Source organism: Aeromonas enteropelogenes, from assembly GCF_020097295.1.
GTDB lineage: Bacteria > Pseudomonadota > Gammaproteobacteria > Enterobacterales > Aeromonadaceae > Aeromonas > Aeromonas enteropelogenes.
Map to the genome: position 1 here is coordinate 1,457,501 of NZ_CP083625.1, position 18,866 is coordinate 1,476,366.

14 protein-coding genes, 1 tRNA gene and 2 rRNA genes (1 of these 17 cut by a window edge) are annotated in these 18,866 nt (G+C 56.0%); 10 read left to right on the forward strand and 7 right to left on the reverse strand.

Annotated elements, in window-relative coordinates; translation table 11 throughout:
• The 4 genes from LA321_RS06860 to tcdA form a co-directional block, all read left to right on the forward strand.
• Positions 1 to 1,521: ribosomal RNA gene (locus LA321_RS06860) — 23S ribosomal RNA — on the forward strand (it extends 1,368 nt beyond the left edge of the window).
• 108 nt (positions 1,522 to 1,629) lie between these two features.
• Positions 1,630 to 1,744: ribosomal RNA gene (gene rrf, locus LA321_RS06865) — 5S ribosomal RNA — on the forward strand.
• A gap of 96 nt (positions 1,745 to 1,840) precedes the next feature.
• Positions 1,841 to 1,917 (forward strand) — tRNA-Asp (locus tag LA321_RS06870).
• A gap of 167 nt (positions 1,918 to 2,084) precedes the next feature.
• The gene (tcdA, locus tag LA321_RS06875; RefSeq protein WP_042072484.1) at positions 2,085 to 2,921 is read left to right on the forward strand and encodes a tRNA cyclic N6-threonylcarbamoyladenosine(37) synthase TcdA; all 837 of its coding nucleotides are present in this window, start codon (positions 2,085 to 2,087) and stop codon (positions 2,919 to 2,921) included.
• A gap of 21 nt (positions 2,922 to 2,942) precedes the next feature.
• Here the strand turns inward: tcdA and LA321_RS06880 are convergent, their stop codons facing one another.
• The gene (locus LA321_RS06880) at positions 2,943 to 3,377 is read right to left on the reverse strand and encodes a SufE family protein (RefSeq protein ID WP_042072435.1); all 435 of its coding nucleotides are present in this window, start codon (positions 3,375 to 3,377) and stop codon (positions 2,943 to 2,945) included.
• Positions 3,378 to 3,390: 13 nt separating this feature from the next.
• The gene (locus tag LA321_RS06885; protein ID WP_042072436.1) at positions 3,391 to 4,611 is read right to left on the reverse strand and encodes an aminotransferase class V-fold PLP-dependent enzyme; all 1,221 of its coding nucleotides are present in this window, start codon (positions 4,609 to 4,611) and stop codon (positions 3,391 to 3,393) included.
• Between the two features lie 165 nt (positions 4,612 to 4,776).
• Here LA321_RS06885 and rep point away from each other — a divergent pair, with 165 nt between their 5' ends.
• Positions 4,777 to 6,789, forward strand: a complete 2,013-nt coding sequence (gene rep / locus LA321_RS06890) for a DNA helicase Rep (RefSeq protein ID WP_042072437.1) — start codon at positions 4,777 to 4,779, stop codon at positions 6,787 to 6,789.
• Here rep and LA321_RS06895 read toward each other — a convergent pair.
• The 5 genes from LA321_RS06895 to LA321_RS06915 form a co-directional block, all read right to left on the reverse strand.
• On the reverse strand, positions 6,786 to 9,068 hold the full coding sequence (locus LA321_RS06895; protein WP_042072439.1) for a putative bifunctional diguanylate cyclase/phosphodiesterase: 2,283 nt from the start codon (positions 9,066 to 9,068) through the stop codon (positions 6,786 to 6,788). The two genes, rep and LA321_RS06895, sit on opposite strands and share 4 nt — an antisense overlap.
• Positions 9,069 to 9,152: 84 nt before the next feature.
• Positions 9,153 to 9,608, reverse strand: coding sequence for a c-type cytochrome (locus tag LA321_RS06900; protein WP_026458477.1), 456 nt, complete (start codon positions 9,606 to 9,608; stop codon positions 9,153 to 9,155).
• A 196-nt stretch (positions 9,609 to 9,804) separates the two neighbouring features.
• Positions 9,805 to 10,833: an L-threonine 3-dehydrogenase gene (tdh, locus tag LA321_RS06905; RefSeq protein WP_042027022.1), complete on the reverse strand. Its 1,029-nt coding sequence runs from the start codon at positions 10,831 to 10,833 to the stop codon at positions 9,805 to 9,807.
• A gap of 56 nt (positions 10,834 to 10,889) precedes the next feature.
• Positions 10,890 to 12,080 (reverse strand): glycine C-acetyltransferase, encoded by a 1,191-nt coding sequence (locus LA321_RS06910; protein ID WP_042072443.1) that lies wholly within the window; start codon positions 12,078 to 12,080, stop codon positions 10,890 to 10,892.
• 115 nt (positions 12,081 to 12,195) lie between these two features.
• Positions 12,196 to 12,840, reverse strand: a complete 645-nt coding sequence (locus LA321_RS06915) for a TetR/AcrR family transcriptional regulator (protein WP_026456568.1) — start codon at positions 12,838 to 12,840, stop codon at positions 12,196 to 12,198.
• A 156-nt stretch (positions 12,841 to 12,996) separates the two neighbouring features.
• Here LA321_RS06915 and rfaD point away from each other — a divergent pair, with 156 nt between their 5' ends.
• From rfaD to LA321_RS06940, 5 genes are all read left to right on the forward strand, one after another.
• Positions 12,997 to 13,953: an ADP-glyceromanno-heptose 6-epimerase gene (gene rfaD / locus LA321_RS06920; RefSeq protein WP_042027023.1), complete on the forward strand. Its 957-nt coding sequence runs from the start codon at positions 12,997 to 12,999 to the stop codon at positions 13,951 to 13,953.
• A 107-nt stretch (positions 13,954 to 14,060) separates the two neighbouring features.
• On the forward strand, positions 14,061 to 15,824 hold the full coding sequence (locus LA321_RS06925; RefSeq protein ID WP_042072445.1) for a polysaccharide deacetylase family protein: 1,764 nt from the start codon (positions 14,061 to 14,063) through the stop codon (positions 15,822 to 15,824).
• Between the two features lie 5 nt (positions 15,825 to 15,829).
• Complete coding sequence (locus LA321_RS06930) at positions 15,830 to 17,029, forward strand: O-antigen ligase family protein (RefSeq protein WP_167335335.1); 1,200 nt, start codon at positions 15,830 to 15,832, stop codon at positions 17,027 to 17,029.
• Positions 17,026 to 18,123: a glycosyltransferase gene (locus LA321_RS06935; RefSeq protein WP_052445747.1), complete on the forward strand. Its 1,098-nt coding sequence runs from the start codon at positions 17,026 to 17,028 to the stop codon at positions 18,121 to 18,123. Before LA321_RS06930 ends, LA321_RS06935 begins: the two co-directional genes overlap by 4 nt.
• Before the next feature lie 55 nt (positions 18,124 to 18,178).
• Complete coding sequence (locus LA321_RS06940; protein WP_042072447.1) at positions 18,179 to 18,865, forward strand: glycosyltransferase family 25 protein; 687 nt, start codon at positions 18,179 to 18,181, stop codon at positions 18,863 to 18,865.
• Position 18,866: the final 1 nt, after the last annotated feature.

Sequence of the window (18,866 nt, forward strand, 5' to 3'; positions counted from 1 at the left end):
AAGCAGGTTAATATTCCTGCACGACTTGTAATTGCGATGGGGGGACGGAGAAGGCTAGGTGGGCCAGGCGACGGTTGTCCTGGTGAAAGTGCGTAGGCGGTACCTTTAGGTAAATCCGGAGGTGCAACGCTGAGACACGAGACGAACGCACTACGGTGTGGAAGCCATTGATGCCCTGCTTCCAGGAAAAGCCTCTAAGCTTCAGATTACAAGTCATCGTACCCCAAACCGACACAGGTGGTCGGGTAGAGAATACCAAGGCGCTTGAGAGAACTCGGGTGAAGGAACTAGGCAAAATAGTACCGTAACTTCGGGAGAAGGTACGCTCTTGTTGGTGAAGTCCCTTGCGGATGGAGCTGACGGGAGTCGCAGTGACCAGATGGCTGGGACTGTTTATCAAAAACACAGCACTCTGCAAACACGAAAGTGGACGTATAGGGTGTGACACCTGCCCGGTGCCGGAAGGTTAATTGATGGGGTTAGCGCAAGCGAAGCTCTTGATCGAAGCCCCGGTAAACGGCGGCCGTAACTATAACGGTCCTAAGGTAGCGAAATTCCTTGTCGGGTAAGTTCCGACCTGCACGAATGGTGTAACCATGGCCATGCTGTCTCCACCCGAGACTCAGTGAAATCGAATTCGCCGTGAAGATGCGGTGTACCCGCGGCTAGACGGAAAGACCCCGTGAACCTTTACTACAGCTTGGCACTGAACATTGAACCTACATGTGTAGGATAGGTGGGAGGCTTTGAAGGCGTGACGCCAGTTGCGCTGGAGCCGTCCTTGAAATACCACCCTTGTATGTTTGATGTTCTAACGCAGGCCCCTGAATCGGGGTCGCGGACAGTGCCTGGTGGGTAGTTTGACTGGGGCGGTCTCCTCCCAAAGAGTAACGGAGGAGCACGAAGGTTGGCTAATCCTGGTCGGACATCAGGAGGTTAGTGCAATGGCATAAGCCAGCTTAACTGCGAGACGGACAGGTCGAGCAGGTACGAAAGTAGGTCATAGTGATCCGGTGGTTCTGAATGGAAGGGCCATCGCTCAACGGATAAAAGGTACTCCGGGGATAACAGGCTGATACCGCCCAAGAGTTCATATCGACGGCGGTGTTTGGCACCTCGATGTCGGCTCATCACATCCTGGGGCTGAAGTCGGTCCCAAGGGTATGGCTGTTCGCCATTTAAAGTGGTACGCGAGCTGGGTTCAGAACGTCGTGAGACAGTTCGGTCCCTATCTGCCGTGGGCGTTGGATGATTGAAGGGAGTTGCTCCTAGTACGAGAGGACCGGAGTGAACGAACCTCTGGTGTTCGGGTTGTCACGCCAGTGGCACTGCCCGGTAGCTAAGTTCGGAATCGATAACCGCTGAAAGCATCTAAGCGGGAAGCGAGCCCTGAGATGAGTCATCCCTGACCCCTTGAGGGTCCTGAAGGGCCGTTGGAGACCACAACGTTGATAGGCGGGGTGTGTAAGTGCAGCGATGCATTGAGCTAACCCGTACTAATTACCCGTGAGGCTTAACCATACAACACCCAAGAAGTGTTTCTGGCCTTGTAGCGAATGAACGAACTACGAATTCAGTGATAGCGACCAGGTCGTTATTCACGCCAGCTTTCCAAGATTGAAGAATTTGCCTGGCGGCCATAGCGCCGTGGAACCACCTGATCCCATGCCGAACTCAGAAGTGAAACGCGGTAGCGCCGATGGTAGTGTGGCATTCGCCATGCGAGAGTAGGACACTGCCAGGCATCCAATTAAACGGTGATGTGAGAAACACATGACCGGCTGCGAGGATGACACCTCAGAATAAGCAGCAACAGCTTTAGCGAAAGCTAACCGAATGCGGAGCGGTAGTTCAGTCGGTTAGAATACCGGCCTGTCACGCCGGGGGTCGCGGGTTCGAGTCCCGTCCGCTCCGCCACTAACAAGAAGCCCAGTCGATTGACTGGGCTTTTTTTCGTCTCTACGATCTCTCTATCTCATCTCAGTTAGCCCGATTTCGTTGTTTCATCCCGATTCACGCTCATCTGAAATTCGCCGCCGCCCATGGTTGTCGCTATAATGGCCGCCCTCAAGCAAGGTGGTGGTATGAAAGCAGAGTATCTACAGCGATTCGGGGGCATTGCTCGTCTTTATGGTCAGAGTGCGCTGCGCTCCTTCAGCCAGGCGAAAGTCTGTGTGGTCGGGATCGGCGGCGTTGGCTCCTGGGCGGCAGAGGCGCTGGCCCGTGCCGGCATCAACCAGATCACCCTGATCGACATGGACGACATCTGCATCACCAACACCAACCGCCAGATCCACGCCATGCAGGGCACGGTTGGTCGCCTCAAGACGGAGGTGATGGCCGAGCGCATTCGTGCCATCAACCCGGATTGCGAGGTGATGGAGGTGGATGACTTCGTCACCGCCGACAACCTGGCTGAGCACATCAAACGGGAGTTTGACTATGTGGTGGATGCCATCGACTCGGTCAAGGCCAAGGTGGCGCTGATTGCCTTCTGCAAGCGCAACAAGATCCCGGTGGTAGTGGCGGGTGGTGCAGGCGGGCAGATGGACCCCACCCAGATCACCGTGGCCGATCTGGCCAAGACCATTCAGGATCCGCTGGCCGCCAAGGTGCGCTCCGACCTGCGCCGGCTGCACAACTTCAGCAAGAATCCGGCGCGCAAGTTCGGGGTGGAGTGTGTCTTCTCTACCGAGCAGTTGAGCTACCCGGACGGCCATGGTGGCACCTGTCAGGCCAAGGCGGCCAGCGATGGCAACATGAAGATGGATTGCGCCTCCGGCTTTGGTGCCGTGACGCCGGTGACGGCGACCTTCGGTCTGGTGGCCGCGTCCCGGGTGTTGAAGAAGATTGCCGAGCGCGGGGCCCGCGCCGAGAAAGAAGCTAGAAATGAAGAAGTAGGGTCGATTGGCGAAGCCTAATCGACCACTGAACAAGGCGGGTTAGACGGCTTGTTGCCGGATCGCCAACACTATTGCCCTGAGCCCGTTGCCCCGCGACGGGCTCAGGTGTTTCTCGAGCCCGAGCTCGCTGAAATAGGCATCCATATCAAAAGCCTGGATAGCATCGGCAGTCTGATGATTGAGCGCCGCCAGTACGATGACGATCAGACCGCGTACGATGCGGGCGTCGGAATCGCAGGCAAAGTGCCAGTTGCCGTCCTCACCCACTTCTCCCTTTAGCCAGGCCTGGCTCTCACACCCTTTCAGGCGGTTCTCTTCCTGTTGCCACTCTGTTGGCAAGGCGGGTAACAGCTTGCCTAGCTGGATGATAAGTCGGTACTGGTTCTCCCAGCCATGGGTGGCGGCAAATTGCTGGCGGATAGTGTCGGCGTTGGGTTCCAGGCCGATCTGGGTATAGGTTGCGAGGCTACTCATGAAATTGTCTGCCTTAAAAGAAGTCGCTTAACTTGTGCAGGGCGGCCAGCAGGGCGTCCACATCGTCCCGGTTGTTGTAGCAGGCCAGCGAGGCACGCATAGTACCGCCGATACCGAGCGAGTCCATCAACGGCATGGCGCAGTGGTGGCCGACTCGCAGGGCGATCCCCTGCATATCGAGCAGGGTGGCGGCATCCTGCGGGTGGATATCCGTTAGCAGAAAGGAGACCGCGCCGGCACGCTGACCGGGTTCGCCGACCAGATGCAGCCCCGGCACCTGCCGCAGGCCGGCGACCAGATAGTCGGTCAGCACCGCTTCATGGCTGGCCAGCAACCCCCGGTCTTGCTCCATCAGAAAGTCGATGGCGGCGGCAAGGCCGATGGCGCCGGCGATATGGGGAGTGCCCGCCTCGAACTTGAAGGGCAGGGTATTGAAGGTAGTGCCGCTGAAGCTGACTCTGTCGATCATCTCGCCGCCGGCCTGCCAGGGCGGCATCCGCTCCAGCAGTGCAGTGCGCCCCCACAGCACGCCGATGCCGGTCGGGCCGTAGAGCTTGTGGCCGGAGAAAGCGTAGAAGTCGCAGCCGATGGCCTGCACATCTACCTCTAGGTGAGCCACAGCCTGGGCACCGTCGATCAGGGTCAAGGCACCGACCGCCTTGGCGGCCGCCACTATCTGCTCAACTGGATTGACGGTACCGAGGGCATTGGAGACGTGAGCCACGCTCACCAGCCGGGTACGTGGTCCCAGCATGGCCAGATAGGCAGCCATGTCGAGATCGCCCCGTTCATTGAGGGGGATGACCCGGATGACGGCGCCGGTACGCTGGGCGACCAGCTGCCAGGGGACGATATTGGCGTGATGCTCCAGAGTGCTGAGCACGACTTCATCCCCTGCCCTCAGCTCGCTCATCCCCCAGCTCTGGGCTACCAGATTGATCGCTTCAGTAGTGCCACGGGTCCAGATCACCTCGTGACTGTGAGGCGCATTGATAAAGCGGGCAACCGTCTCGCGGGCGGCCTCGAAGGCCCGGGTGGCCCGGCCGCTCAGCGCGTGGGCGGCACGGTGCACGTTGGCGTTGTCGGCCCGATAGTAGTGATTGATCGCATCCAGCACCGCCAGCGGCTTCTGGGTGGTGGCGGCGTTGTCCAGATAGACCAGCGGGTGGCCGTTGACCTCCTGCGCCAAAGCCGGAAACTGGCTGCGCAGCCGGTCGTGCTGTTGCTGGTTCATGCTCCCCTCACTGTCTGGAAAAGTGGTCATCATCTCGAAAAGTCGGTCATGATCCTGAAAACCGTCGCCGAACACAAGGCATCTGGCGAGCTATTGCTCGATGGGGCTGGCCGGGTGATTTCTGTTACAATGCCGCCCCTCATCATAAGCCAAGAGATCCGGCCCATGAAGCTCAACCCCAATCAGAACGAAGCGGTCAAGTATGTCTCCGGCCCTTGCCTGGTGCTGGCGGGTGCCGGATCGGGCAAGACCCGCGTCATCACCAACAAGATTGCCTATCTGGTGCAGCAGTGCGGCTACAACGCGCGCAACATAGCGGCGGTCACCTTTACCAACAAGGCGGCGCGAGAGATGAAGGAGCGGGTCGGCCAGACCCTTGGCCGCAAGGAGGCGCGGGGGCTGATGGTCTCCACCTTCCATACCCTGGGGCTCGAGATAATTCGCCGCGAGCACAAGAGCCTGAACCTCAAGGCCAATTTTTCCCTGTTCGACGATACCGATCAGTTGGCGCTGCTCAAGGAGCTGACCGAGGCGGAGCTCGACAACGACAAGGACAAGCTCTCGGCCCTCATCAGCCAGATCTCCAACTGGAAGAACGACCTCATCCTGCCGGCCAGAGCCATGCGCATCGCCCGCGGGCCGGAAGAGGTGTTGATGGCCCAGCTCTACGAGCGTTATCACCGCCAGATGGTGGCCTACAACGCCCTGGATTTCGACGACCTCATCGTGATGCCGACCCTGCTGCTCAAGAGCAACCAGGAGGTGCGCGAGCGCTGGCAGAACAAGATCCGCTACCTGCTGGTCGACGAATACCAGGACACAAACACCAGCCAGTACGAGCTGGTGAAGCAGATTGTCGGCGAGCGGGCCCGCTTCACCGTGGTGGGGGATGATGACCAGTCCATCTACTCCTGGCGCGGGGCCAAGCCGCAGAACCTGGTGCTGCTGAACGAGGATTTCCCCAATCTGCGGCTCATCAAGCTGGAGCAGAACTACCGTTCCAAGCGGCGCATCCTCAAGTGCGCCAACATCCTGATCGCCAATAACCCCCACGTCTACGACAAGGCGCTCTTCTCCGAGCTGGACGAGGGGGTGAAGCTCAAGGTGCTGTTCGCCAAGAACGAGGAGCACGAGGCGGAGCGCATCGCCGCCGAGCTGATGGGCCACAAGTTCATGAACCGCACCCGCTTCAAGGATTACGCCATCCTCTACCGGGGCAACCATCAGTCGCGCATCTTCGAGAAGGCGCTGATGACCAACCGCATCCCCTATCGCATCTCGGGGGGCACCTCCTTCTTCTCCCGCACCGAGATCAAGGACATCATGGCCTACCTCAAGTTGCTGGTGAATCCGGACGAGGACACCGCCTTCCTGCGGGTGGTGAACCTGCCACGCCGCGAGATAGGCCCCACCACGCTCGAGAAACTGGGCCAATATGCCAATCAGCGCGGCAAGAGCCTGTTTGCCGCCAGCTTCGAGCTGGGGCTGGAGCAACACCTCTCCGGGCGTGGCCTCACCGCGCTGCAGGTCTTCACCAACTGGTTGGTGCGGCTCGGCGATCAGGCCCAGCGTGGCAATCCGGTGGAGGCCGTGCGGGACATGATCAAGGAGATCCACTACGAGGAGTGGCTCTACGAGACCTCTCCCAGCCCCAAGGCGGCCGAGATGCGGATGCAGAATGTTTCCACTCTCTATCGCTGGATCACCGAGATGCTGGAGGGGGACGAGCTGGAAGAGTCGATGACACTCGCTCAAGTCGTGACCCGTCTCACCCTGCGCGACATGATGGAGCGCAACGAAGGGGAGGACGAAGCGGATCAGGTGCAGCTGATGACATTGCACGCCTCCAAGGGGCTGGAGTTCCCCTATGTCTACATGGTGGGCATGGAGGAGGGGTTGCTGCCTCACCAGACCAGTATCGACGAGGACAACGTGGAAGAGGAGCGGCGTCTCGCCTACGTAGGCATCACCCGGGCCCAGACTGAACTCACTTTTACCCTTTGCAAGGAGCGGCGCCAGTTTGGTGAGTCGGTGCGACCGGAGCCGAGCCGCTTTCTGCTGGAATTGCCCCAGGATGATCTGGAGTGGGAAAACCAGAAGAAGGTGACCGCCGAGGAGCGCCAGCAGAAAGGACAGATGGCAGTGGCCAACCTGAGGGCCATGTTCAAGAAGGATTAGGCCTGCGGGCTGTCCGGGGTCAACAAGGGGATGATGTCCGTTCCCGGCATGGGGGGAGATATATAGCGGCCTTGCCCCATCTGGCAGCCGATATCGATCAGCTTCTGCAACTGCTGCTGGTTCTCGATCCCCTCGACTACCATGGTGTAATCGAGATCCTGACAGATATCCCTCATGGCGCGGATCAGGGCCAGATCCTTGGGGGATTGCAGCATGCGCTGGGTGAAGCTGTCATCCACCTTGATGTAATCCACCGGGAAATGGAACAGGGCGTTGAGGGAGGAGAAGCCGGTCCCGAAGTCATCCAGGCTGATCTGGATTCCCTTGGCCCTCAGATCGTGCAGTGATGCCAGGGCGTCCGAGTCTTGCCGCGACAGCTCCCGCTCATTGAATTCAAAGATGAGGTAGCCGTGGGAGATCCCTTCCTCCTCGATGATCTTCATCAACCGCATGATGTGCTCATGGTTGACCAGATGCTTGCCCGAGAGATTGATCGCCACCTTGAACTTGCCTTGCCCTGACAACGGCAGCCAGTTTTTCAGCTGTTGGCAGGTGTGGCGCAGGATTTGGTAATCCAGCTCCAGGATCAGGCCGCACTGCTCTGCCAGCGGGATGAAGTCGAAGGCATCCTTGATAACCCCCTCTTCGGTCAGCCAGCGGGCCATCACTTCCAGCCCGGTCAGGCGGCTGTCCTGCAACCGGATCACCGGCTGGAAATAGGGTACGATCCGCCCGTCCCGCAGGGCCCTGGCCAACATCTCTTCCGGCGAGTTCCAATTCTGGCTGATGCACTCTTCCGAGTAGGTGACGATGCGGCTGCGACCATTGCGTTTGGCCTGATACATGGCGAGATCGGCCTGATGGAGCAACTGGCTGATGTCCGTGGTCTGCTCGGATACGCTTGAAACTCCCAGGCTGACGGTGATGCCCAGTTCGTTGCCCATCAGCCGGAACGGGTAGGAGAGCCGGCTGACGATGCGGTTGAGTACCGGGCTGATGTCATCTTCGTGCCTGCTGTTGTCCAGATAGATGACGAACTCGTCTCCCCCCAGCCTGGCCACCATGTCATTTTGCCGGATGCAGGTCTGCAGGCGGCGGCTGATCTCCTTGAGCAACATGTCTCCCGCGCTATGGCCTAGGGTGTCGTTGATCTGCTTGAAATGATCCACATCGATGAAAATCAGGGAAAATCCCGGCGACTTGTAGCGATTGAAGTGGGTCATGGCGTGGTTGAGGTGGTTCATCAGCAGCGCCCGGTTGGGTAGCTGGGTCAGCGGATCGTGGAGGGCGTCGAATTGCAGGCGCCGTTCCAGCTCCTGATGCTGCTTGAGCTGCTTCTGCAGCCTTATGTTGGTTTGGCGCAGCTGTTGTAGCCGCTGGTTGATGGACTCTTCCGAATTGATTTCATGGAGCTGCTGACGGATCCGCTTCAGTTCCAGCAACAGGGTCAGTTGAGCGCGAAGGAAATCGAGAAACAGCTTGTCGTCTGTCTCCAGTGGCTGGGATGTGCTGATGATGAAATGAGCGAAATATTGTTGCTGTAGCCGCAGCGGCATGCTGTGCCAATAGTGTGACTCCCGGTTGACCTCGATATTGCTGGTGCCATGGCACAGTCCGCTGATGAAGGCGTCACTCTGGTGAGGGTGAGCGGGGTAGATCCGTTCCAGCTTGTGGTTGTTGAGCCGTACCAGCAGCATGTCATCGATGGCCAGCATTTGGCGCAAAACGGCTTCCAGCTGGGAAAAGAGCGCCTGACCGGGTAGGGTATTGGCCAGTCGCATGATGCGGCTGATGCTCTCTATCTTTTTTTTCCAGTTCGGATCCTTGCGGATCAGGGGGGAAGGAGGCTCGGCAAGGTGGGTGCCCGCCTGGGTTTCGGTCAACCGCTTGGCCAGACACTCCAGCAACAGACGCAGAGTCGGGAGATCGGCCGGGGTGCCCCGTGCCAGCAGCCACTGCACCTGGCCATGTTCGATAGGGAATACGCACCAGCCTTCCACTTCGTCCAACTGGGTGAGCTGTTCCGTGATGCGGGACTGCTCCCGCCCCAGCTGCTGTTTGAAGGCGTTGCTGATCTTGTAGGCATAGAGCCAGTGCAAGCCTGAGCCAGAGAGGCCCAGCATGCCAAAATGCTGCAGTGGGCAAAGCTCGTCGATCTGGTGGATGAGGGCGTCGTAATCCTGGGTCGTGGCGGTATGGGGCGCAGGGAAGTCCATGATAGTGGAAACCAACGCCAGCAAGGGAGTCGAATAATGGGGTTCGATGGATTGGGCCGACATGAGCAACTCCCGAGGTATCTACCCTACAAGAGTAGCCGGAAGCCGAGAGATTAAAAGGGCCGCAATTGCGGCCCTTTCAAATACTTAGAGGTTGTCGGTCATGTAATGAATCGCGTTTTCAATCTCTTCATCGCTACAATTCGCGCAAGTCCCTCTCGGCGGCATCATACCGGATTTGCCGGTGAAGCCTTCGATGGCATGTTTCTTCAGTGTGTCTATCCCCTGGGCAACGCGGGGTTCCCAAGCGGCTTTGTCACCGCGTTTGGGGGCACCGGCAGCGCCCGTATCGTGGCAGGCAAAGCAGGCGCCCTTGTAGACGGCTTCACCATCACGGGGGCCGGATGCGGCCGCCGCGGCCGGGGCTGCACCCGCACCGGCAATGCCTTCCAGGTCCTTGGCGGTATAGACTTCACCGACCGGTTTGATCCGCTCGGCAATCGCTTCCGGTGACAGTTCATCGGCAGCCAGTACGGCACCAGACAAGCTGGCGGCCGTCATCCCGACAGCCAGCAAATAGCTCAGTTTTTTCAACACGCTCATATACTCCCAGCAGTCTTTTATTATCCCTGTAAACGACGGGATTATAACCGAATAGTTACAGCCATTTAAACGCTTGTGTGTGAAGTGTTAAACACTCTGCGTACAAAGTTTTGCCCGTATCGGGTCGTGTCAGGGAGCCCTGATCGTAAAAAACCCGGCATTGAGCCGGGTTTCGTGGTCACAGGCGTAGAAACGCTTATTTGTCCCAGCTCAGGATCACTTTGCCGGATTGGCCAGACCGCATGGCATCGAAGCCTTGCTGGAAGTCGTCGATGTGGAAGCGATGGGTGATGATGGGGGAGAGATCCAGCCCGGACTGGATGAGGCTCGCCATCTTGTACCAGGTCTCGAACATTTCGCGGCCGTAGATCCCCTTGATGAACAAGCCCTTGAAGATCACCTTGCCCCAGTCGATGGCCATGGTGGAGGGCGGAATGCCGAGCATGGCGATTTTGCCGCCGTGGTTCATCTTGTCGATCATGTCCTGGAAGGCGGAGGGAACGCCGGACATCTCCAGCCCCACGTCGAACCCCTCGGTCATGCCGAGCTCGCTCATCACATCGGAGAGCTGCTCCTTGGCCACGTTGACGGCGCGGGTCGCGCCCATCTTGCGAGCCAGTTCGAGTCGGTACTCGTTGACGTCGGTGATTACCACGTGGCGGGCACCGACATGGCGGCAGACGGCGGCCGCCATGATGCCGATAGGGCCGGCGCCGGTGATGAGCACGTCCTCACCCACCAGGTCGAAGGAGAGGGCGGTGTGCACCGCATTGCCGAACGGATCGAAGATGGCGGCCAGGTCATCCGGGATGTTGTCCGGCAGCTTGAAGGCGTTGAAAGCGGGTATCACCAGATACTCGGCAAAAGAGCCGGGACGGTTGACGCCGACACCTATGGTGTTGCGGCAAAGATGGGTGCGACCGGCACGGCAGTTGCGACAGTGACCACAGGTGATGTGACCCTCACCTGAGACCCTGTCGCCGACCGCGAAGCCGCGCACTTCCTGACCCACGGCGACCACTTCGCCTACGTATTCGTGGCCGACCACCATGGGGACCGGGATGGTCTTCTGGGACCATTCGTCCCAGTTGTAGATGTGGATATCGGTGCCGCAGATGGCGGTTTTGCGGATCTTGATCAGCAGATCGTTATGGCCGAGTTCGGGGGCCGGGACGTCCGTCATCCAGATGCCGACTTCTTTCTTGAGCTTGGAGAGGGCTTTCATGCTTGTTCCTTCACGATGAATACAGAAAAAGGGGCGCTCGGCCCCTTTTGTTCAAATCAGATGATGCCGAGTTCGCGGCCGATGCGGATGAAGGCATCGATAGCCTTGTCCAGCTGCTCGCGGGTGTGGGCGGCAGACATCTGGGTGCGGATGCGAGCCTGGCCTTTGGGGACCACGGGGAAGGAGAAACCCACCACATAGATGCCGGCAGCCAGCATGCGACTTGCCATCTCGGACGCCAGTTTGGCATCCCCCAGCATCACCGGGATGATGGCGTGATCGGCACCGGCCAGAGTAAAGCCGGCGGCGCTCATCCGCTCGCGGAAGTACTGGCTGTTCTCCTTCAGGCGGGCGCGCAGGTCATGTCCTTCGGCCAGCATGTCGATCACCTTGATGGTGGCCGCGACGATGGAGGGGGCCAGGGAGTTGGAGAAGAGGTAGGGACGGGAGCGCTGACGCAACCAGTCGATCACCTCTTTCTTGCCGGAGGTATAGCCACCGGAGGCGCCACCAAGCGCCTTGCCCAGGGTGCCGGTGATGATGTCTACCCGATCCATGACGCCACAGTATTCGTGGGTGCCGCGGCCGTTCTCGCCGATGAAGCCGACGGCGTGGGAGTCATCCACCATCACCAGGGCGTCGTATTTGTCGGCCAGATCGCAGATGGATTTCAGATCGGCGATGACGCCATCCATGGAGAAGACACCGTCGGTGGCGATCAGTTTGAAGCGGGCGCCATCGGCGTCGGCCTGCTTGAGCTGGGCTTCCAGCTCGGCCATGTCGTTGTTGGCATAGCGATAGCGCTTGGCCTTGCACAGGCGTACGCCATCGATAATGGAGGCGTGGTTGAGAGCGTCGGAGATGATGGCATCTTCGGCGCCAAACAGGGTCTCGAACAGGCCGCCGTTGGCATCGAAGCAGGAGGAGTAGAGGATGGTGTCCTCGGTGCCGAGGAAGGCGGACATCTTCTGCTCCAGCTCCTTGTGCTGGTCCTGGGTGCCGCAGATGAAGCGCACCGAGGCCATGCCGAAGCCGTGGCTGTCGAGCCCCTGATGGGCCGCCGCGATAAGGTCCGGGTGATTGGCCAGCCCAAGGTAGTTGTTGGCACAGAAGTTCAGAACCTGTTCGCCTGCGACGGCAATGCTTGCCTGCTGGGCGGAAGTGATGACGCGTTCCTGTTTGTACAGGCCCTCGGTTTTGACCTGGTCGAGCTGCTCGGTCAGGTGACGATAGAATCCGTTAGACATCCTCGATCCTTATTGGCTATTTCAGCTGCGTATCAACAGAGAGCAACATTTTACTGCAATTTGTTGCGCGTAATTCAAATGATTGTGCTGATTTTCAACAAATGTGAAAAGGATCTCACCTGGCTGGTTGGGCCAGCTGGCGGTAATGGTGCTCCAGCTGACGGATCTGGTTAGCCACCTGGGGCTGTACGTAGGGACGCAGCAGGAACAGCACCTTCAATACGCCCTGATAAAGCAGGGGCTTGGTGATGCGGGTATTGGGGGCCTGGGCGATCTGGAACGGGATCCAGCAGGTGACCACCATCTTGATGGTCTGACCGAGATCCGGCAGATCCTCGTCGTTGACGTCTATGATGCCGCCCTCGCGCAGGCTTTTGAGCAGGGCGACCACGGAGGCACGCATCTGCTCCTGGGCCTTGAGGTACTTCTGCTGCAGCGGCTCGTCGCGGCTCAGGATGTCCGGCAAGTTGGCGTAGAAGAAGCGGAACTGCCACATCAGGTAGAAGATGGCATCCAGATAGCCCATCAAATCCTGCAGGGTAATCTCGCGGTTGCGCGCCGGGACGAAGCTCTCACTCAGGTGGCGGGCATATTGATCGAAGATGGAGTGGATGATGTCTTCTTTATTGCGGAAGTGGTAATAGAGGTTTCCCGGGCTGATGCCCATGTGTGCCGCAATGTGGTTGGTGGTGATGTTGGGCTCACCCTGATCGTTGAACAGCTCGGTCGCGCTGTGAATGATCCTGTCTCTGGTTTTCATCACGCCTCTCTCCTGCGGGATTCGCCCGGGTCGACTGAACGTGGTCGAATCCCCTGACTGCCCATGATAAACTTTTCGGCAATTTCAAATTGGCTCACTATACACAGCTTTAACAAGCAGTCACATGTAGCCATCAACGTACGCGAGGCAAACTCCATGATCGTAGTAACTGGCGGTGCTGGCTTTATCGGCAGCAATCTGGTCAAACAGCTGAACGCTCAAGGACGGACCGATATCGTGGTCATCGACGACCTGACCGACGGCACCAAGTTCGTCAACCTGGTCGACCTGACCATCGCTGACTACATGGACAAAGACGAATTCCAGGCGCGGATCGTCTCCGGTGATGAGTTTGAAGAATGGGATGACGGTATCGAGGTGATCTTCCACGAAGGTGCCTGCTCTGCTACTACCGAGTGGAACGGCAAGTTCATCATGGAGGTCAACTACGAGTACTCCAAGGATCTGTTCCACTACTGCATCGAGCGGGAAATTCCCTTCATCTATGCGTCCTCCGCCGCTACCTACGGTGGCCGCAACGACAACTTCATCGAAGATCCCAGGTTCGAACAGCCGCTCAACGTCTATGGCTACTCCAAGCAGTTGTTTGATCAGTACGTGCGCCGCCTGATGCCGGAAATCAATTCACAGGTGGTGGGCCTCAAGTACTTCAACGTCTATGGCCCGCGCGAGCAGCATAAGGGTTCAATGGCTTCCGTTGCCTTCCACCTCAACACCCAGGTGAAGAAGGGTGAAAATCCCAAGCTGTTTGAAGGTTGCGATGGTTTCCCGAACGGCGGCCAGATGCGCGACTTCATTTATGTGGATGACGTCTGCAAAGTGAACCTGTGGTTCTGGCAGAACCCGCAGCACTCAGGCATTTTCAACTGCGGTACCGGCCGCGCCGAGCCGTTCCAGAACGTGGCAGAGGCGGTGATCAAGTATCACCAACAGGGGTCTGTCGAATACATCCCCTTCCCGGATCACCTGAAAGGCCGCTATCAGAGTTTCACCCAGGCCGATATGACCAAGCTGCGCAGCGTGGGTTATGACGCCGAGTTCATGACGGTGGCCGAAGGGGTGGCCGATTACATGGCCTGGCTCAATAGATAACGCGTAATAGCAATATATTGATACTGTTAGTGAAACCGGAAGCGGACTCTACTCCGCTTCCGGTTTTTCTGGGCTGACTTTCCCTTTCTGCAACGAGTAACCACGCAATGAATATCTTGATGGCACTCTCCCAGCTCGAAGTAACGGGCGCAGAGGTCTATGCCACCACGGTCGGTAACGAACTCACCCGGCGTGGTCACAATGTTTTCTATGTGTCAGATACTCTGACCAAGCCCACGTTGGGCCCGGTATTCAAGCTGCGGTTCAACAAGCGCAGCATTCTGCGCCGTTTCTGGCACGTTTTTTACCTCATCTATCTCATCAAGAAGCATCACATCCAGCTGGTTCATGCCCACTCTCGCGCCTCCGGCTGGAGCAGCTATGTGGCTTGCAAGCTGACCGGTACACCCATGATCACCACTGTGCATGGCCGCCAGCCGGTGCATGCTTCCCGCAAGGCCTTCCATGCCCTCGGCTATCGGGCTGTGGCGGTGTGCGAAGATATTGCCAGCCAGATCATCGACAATCTGGGAGTCGATCCCGCCATCGTTCAGGTGCTGCGCAACGGCATCGAGACCGACAAATTTCAGCCCGTCGCCGCGCCCGCCAATGACAAGCCGGTGATCGCCATCATTGGTCGCCTGAGCGGTCCCAAGGGGGAGCTCTGTTATCGTCTGCTGGACGAGGTGCTGGATCTGGACGCCTGCCAGGTGCGGGTCGTGAGTGGCAGCCAGGTGCCCGAGCGCTTCGCGCGTTTTCGTGACCGGGTCGACTTCGTCGGTTACGTTGACGATGTCCCCGCTCTGATGGCGCAGTGCGATCTGGTGATCGGTGCCGGCAGGGTGGCGATGGAGGCCCTGCTGTGTGGTCGCCCGGCGTTTGCCATCGGCGAGGCCAAGGCCATCGGCCTGGTGACGGAAGAGAATCTGGCCGAGGCGCTCGCCAGCAACTTCGGCGATATAGGCCCCAAGGATCTGGCGATCGATTTTGTCGCCCTCAAAGCCAGTATTGCCCCTGCGCTTGCCAGCAAGGCGGTGCCGGAGGCGATCCGCCAGCGTATCCAGGATGAGTATGGCTTGCAGGGGGTTGTCTCCGGGCTGGAGTCCATCTACCAGGATGCAGTGGTCGAAACCCTGCGCCGGGAGATGCCGGTCATCATGTATCACCGCTTTATCGAGCATGAGAGCGAGAAGGGGGTACACGGTACCTGGATGCCGATCACCATGTTCGAGAAGCACCTTCGTTTAATGAAGTGGCTCGGCTATGAGACTCTGACGTTTGGCGATTTGGCAGACAAGGGCTTCATCCATCGTCTGCAGTACGGCAAGAAGTATCTGATGATCACTGCCGATGACGGCTATCAGGACAACCTGACCCGCATGTTGCCGCTGCTGGAAAAATACGGTTATAAAGCTGTGGTATACGTAGTCACGGGGGAAGGGTATAACCGTTGGGATGTGGAACATACGACCAACCCGGATACCCGGGTGTCCCTGATGAACGGTGAGCAGATCAAGGCGCTGGCGGCCAGCGGCCATGTGGAGATCGGGGGCCATACCCTGACCCATCCCCGCCTGAGCCAACTGTCTGTAGAGCAGCAAGTTCATGAAATTCAGGAAAATAAGCGTCAGCTTGAGGCCCTGCTTGGTTATCCGTTGATGTCGTTTGCCTATCCTTACGGGGATATGAACGAGAGTGCCAAGGAACAGGCCAAAAATGCTGGTTATCGCTTTGCCGTCGCCACCAACAGCGGCCCCAAAGCCATGCACCAGGACCCTTTCCAGATCCGCCGGATCGCCATCTTCCCTCGTACCGATGTGTTCGGGCTATGGCGCAAAATCCGCGGGAATTATGTTTTTAGAAAGGCATAATGAATATGGCGCAGCACTTTCATCGGTTGAATGTTCTTCTTTTTTCTTGCACTTTATTTTTTACATTGTGTGGGTTATTTCTCGTTCCACAGGGAAATCATTATCTTTCCAAACTATTGGTTCTGTCATCTGTTGTTGGCTTCATAAATTATTTTATTGGAAACAAGGATAAGCTTGGCGTATCAGCTAGGAACCTTTACGTCTGTGTTCTTATTTATATTGCTGCTATTGGTGCCAGTCGACTGGTACATGATGATGAAAGCTGGTTGATCCGAAACTTGTTCTATATTTTGGTGTTCTTTCTGCTCATTCCGAGAGAGGCTATCGTCATTCGTGCTTTCAAATTAGGGGCACTTCTTGGTGGTATATCCATTGGTTTACTTGCCATTTGGCAGCATCACAATGGTATGTTCAGAGTCGAAGGTTTCACCAATGCCATATTATTTGCTCAAGGTGCATTGATTCTGGTGGTTCTAAATGGATTCCTCGGTCAAGTTGAGTCCAACAAGTTTGTTAAGTGTGGTCATTTTATCGGTGCTGGGGCTGCTGTTATCGCTATTTATTTATCACAGAGTCGAGGCGTGTGGCTTGCTTTATTGATGCTTACAATGCTGGCACTTTCGATAAAAGCAATTAAAAAACCAGTGAAGTATATAGCTCTATTCATCATGGTATTTATTTTGCTTACTATCGTTTTTTCTGAAACTGAAATATTTAAAATTCGCATCCAGGAAAGCCTATCTGAATTGAGCATGATGGAGAGCAACAACTACAATACCTCTTGGGGATTGAGAGTGATGGCTTGGAAAAGTGCCTGGTTTGGTTTTATTGAACATCCAGTATTGGGGATCGGTCTGGATGGATTTAAGAACATACAACACCAGCAACTATTGGATGGGATAGTTGACAATTTCTATGTTAATTACGGCATGTATCATGCCCATAATCAGTTTATGCAAAACATGGTGGTTCGTGGCATTTTTGGGTTGCTTGGCGCAATTGCTGTTCTTGTTTACCCAATGATATTTTTTTACCATAGAACAAAAGTGCTCTCTGCAGGCTTTATGGTATCTTTTGGTATCTTTGTTTGTGCTCTTTCCGATGTGCCAATGGAGCATCAAAACACTTTATATATATACATGATAACATTGTTTTCATTGTGCTTGTCCTATGAGATAGAAAAAAATAAAGAGGCCATGTCATGACCAAGAACCTTTTGTTTTTCATCCACTCATTGGGCATGGGAGGGGCTGAAAAGGTTCTTCTTTCTTATGTGCGCAGTTTGGTTGACCGCTATGGTTATAAAATAACGGTAGCAACGAACGAAGACAGTAGTCAGCATATAGTTGCAAAATCAATAGCTGACGTGGCAACAGTGGTTCATTTCGATTTTGATGGCAGTAAAAAAAATAATTTCATTGAAAAAATAAATTTTTCTTTCAAAAAACAGTCAAAAATAAACAAGTTGATTGATGAGCATGATGTCGTAATTGATTTTTTGGATGGCGATTTTTTCAAATATCTGAAGAGATGCAAGAGGCCTAAAGTGATGTGGCTGCACTCCAGTTTCTTTAATCTTGAAAAGAGAAAAAGGCACATGGGTAAACGATGTGCCAGTTATGATCGCGTCGTTCTTATTTGTCAGGATATGCTGACCGAGCTCCAGCGTGAACATGTTAGTTGGTTGCACAAGGCTCGTGTGATTTATAACCCTTTCGATTTTAACCGACTACTCAATCTGGCAGAGCAGGCCGCTGAAAACTCGCAGGAAGAGACAGTACTGCTTGAGCAAGATTATATATTGAGTGTCTCTCGTCTTGATGAACAAACCAAAGATATTGAAGGTCTGCTTCTTGCCTATGCCAAAGCGGTTGAAGGGGGACTAGATAAAAAGCTGTTAATCATTGGTGACGGGCCAGACAGAACACATCTGGAACGCGTGGCTCAACGCCTGGCGTTGCAGGACCGAGTCCATTTTCTCGGGCTTAAGGCCAACCCCTATGTATGGATGAAACATGCCGATACGTTTGTCCTTAGCTCCAAGGGGGAGGGATTCGGGTTGGTACTGGTGGAGGCTCTGTATTTGTGTGGCAGAGTCATCTCGACAGATTGTCCTGTGGGGCCAAGTGAGATCCTTGAGCGAGGACGATTGGGCACTTTGATCCCCATGGGGGATGTCTCGGCATTGGCCGAGGCTCTTTCAAACACGGGGCCAAAGCTTCCAAATATCGATCTTGATAAATATTCAAGCGAGAGTGTGCTGCGTGACTTTGATACTATGCTGCAAGAGCTTTTATAGCCGTTTATGACGCTTGGCGTTTTTGCATTTTTCGGCCTCTTGAGTGATATATTCCATGATTCCAGTTTTTGTCATCAGTCTTTCCCGTAGTCTCGAACGTCGGGAAATGGCGCGTAAACAGATGAGCCACCTAGGCATCAGCTACAGCTTTTTTGATGCCGTGGATGGCCGCAATCTGATGGATGAGGATGTCCGTCGAGTCGACCAGGTTGAAGCCAAAAAGTTTTCTGGCCATGATTTGAGCCCGGGCGAGATTGGTTGTGCGCTCAGTCACATCAAGCTCTACGAGATGATGGTTGAAGAGGGAATTGAACGCTGCGTCATTCTCGAGGATGACGCCTATCTGCACATGCATTTCAAGAAAATTGTTGAAGCCATCGTCTCCTGCAATCACTCTGACATTGTTTTTTTGCATCATGGCAAAGCCAAAAAATGGCCCCTCTTGCGTGCCTTGCCAGAAGGCTACCGGCTTGCCAGATATCGAACGCCCAGCAAACATTCCAAACGGGCTGTGCTTTCCGCAGCAGGTTATGTACTGACTCTTGAGGGGGCCAAAAAGCTGTTGGCTCAGGCTTATCCCGTTCGCATGCCGGCAGATTATCTGACCGGTCGCCTGCAAATGACCGGCCTGAGCGCCGCCGGTGTCGAGCCCTGTTGTCTGGATGTGGATCTGTTTGCCACGACCATAGAGGACCGTGCCTATGGCCACTATCTCGAGCAAAACGAGAGTGACAAGGGTTAAG